A 1,406-nucleotide genomic window follows, 5' to 3' on the forward strand; every position below is an offset into this window, starting at 1 on the left:
ATAAAAAATTGCTTTATTTGTTCCGTTTTATGTGGATGTTTAAGCATTTGTGATAAACCTCACCCTGAACGAGTCAGTCATTATAAAGAACATCTAAAGACCCTTCAATACGATGAAAAAGATATGCCGATGAAAATAGATAAAATGATTCATTGTGAAAAACGACACAAATTGAGAATTAATGTATTTGGCGAAGGTGATAATTCAATTTATCCACGATATGTATCATCTAATAGAACTAATGAAGATTTCAAATTGATTGATCTATTATTTATTGGTGATAAAGCAAACAATCATTATTGTTATATTTAAAACTTTGACAGACTTATGAAAATTGATGATGGTAATCATAATTCAAATTATGTCTGTCAAAATTGCTGTCAATATACCACAATCTCAAAAGAAGGATGGGAAAAACATTCTAAATATTGTATCGCAGGTCAAGCAGTAGAAATTCCGGAAGAAACATCAACTTTAAAGTTTAAAAATTATCAGAATATTAACGAATGCCCCATTAGAATATATGGACTCGAGTTGGTCATGAGCTTCCGCGGGCTAGCACGTCGAGAGCGTGGGGTAGAAGCGCTGCCCGCGTTGATCCGTGCAGCGTGCACTCAAGAGCCGTCGGGTGGAATAAATTTGTTCACAGTAAAGACCCAGAAAGAATACGTACAGAGAAAACAAAGCATTAGACCTAAGACTGCTGTTAAATGGAAAGGAAGGAAAAGCAAAAAATTGATTGAAACTGTTGAAAAAATACAATCATTTTTTAAAACTAAAAAAGAAAGTAATAAACTATTTACAGTAGAACCCAAAAAGACTTGGAGAAGTCCATTCCAATATACGATTCAAAATAATTTAAACCCTCAAGGAGATACACCATTAACTATTGACAATTTTAAAGATGTTTTTCATTTTTATAAAGTAACAAAGTTTATTTGAGAAAAATTGAAAGATTTTCCCGCTGGATTCAAGTTAAATATTGGGTTCAGTTTATCTATTGGTAATTTATGTGAAAGAAAAAATAATGTATATCAAAAGATAATAACAGCAAAACAGATTTTAAACAAAGCAGATGTTTTTCATCATATTGATGAAGTTTTTTATGATTTCTCAAAGGTATTTGAAAAGTCATACAATAGTTTCAAAAATTGATGGTATGATTTTTAATGTCAACAAAATCAAACCATTAAATGGAAAATCATATATTGCATTACCTGAATGGATTGCTAATAAAAAAGCAGTTATTAATATCAAGAATGAAGATAAAAAATTGCTTTATTTGTTCCGTTTTATGTGGATGTTTAAGCATTTGTGATAAACCTCACCCTGAACGAGTCAGTCATTATAAAGAACATCTAAAGACCCTTCAATACGATGAAAAAGATATGCCGATGAAAATAGAT

Annotated in this window: 3 protein-coding genes; all 3 read left to right on the plus strand. The window is 30.6% G+C overall.

What is annotated here, in order from left to right; translation table 11 throughout:
* A partial coding sequence (locus ABWO04_RS11915) for a hypothetical protein (RefSeq protein WP_353079899.1) occupies positions 1–312 on the plus strand: 312 nt, incomplete at its 5' end.
* 15 nt (positions 313–327) lie between these two features.
* Complete coding sequence (locus tag ABWO04_RS11920; RefSeq protein ID WP_353079900.1) at positions 328–942, plus strand: hypothetical protein; 615 nt, start codon at positions 328–330, stop codon at positions 940–942.
* A 133-nt stretch (positions 943–1,075) separates the two neighbouring features.
* Positions 1,076–1,318, plus strand: coding sequence for a hypothetical protein (locus ABWO04_RS11925; protein WP_353079901.1), 243 nt, complete (start codon positions 1,076–1,078; stop codon positions 1,316–1,318).
* The last annotated feature ends 88 nt before the right edge of the window (positions 1,319–1,406 follow it).

It is taken from the genome of Flavobacterium sp., from assembly GCF_040382755.1.
Lineage (GTDB): Bacteria > Bacteroidota > Bacteroidia > Flavobacteriales > Flavobacteriaceae > Flavobacterium.

Coding starts and splice junctions, on each gene's coding strand:
- ABWO04_RS11920 (WP_353079900.1), top strand. CDS start 328: ATGAAAATTGATGATGGTAATCATAATTCAAATTATGTCTGTCAAAAT.
- ABWO04_RS11925 (WP_353079901.1), top strand. CDS start 1,076: ATGTTTTTCATCATATTGATGAAGTTTTTTATGATTTCTCAAAGGTAT.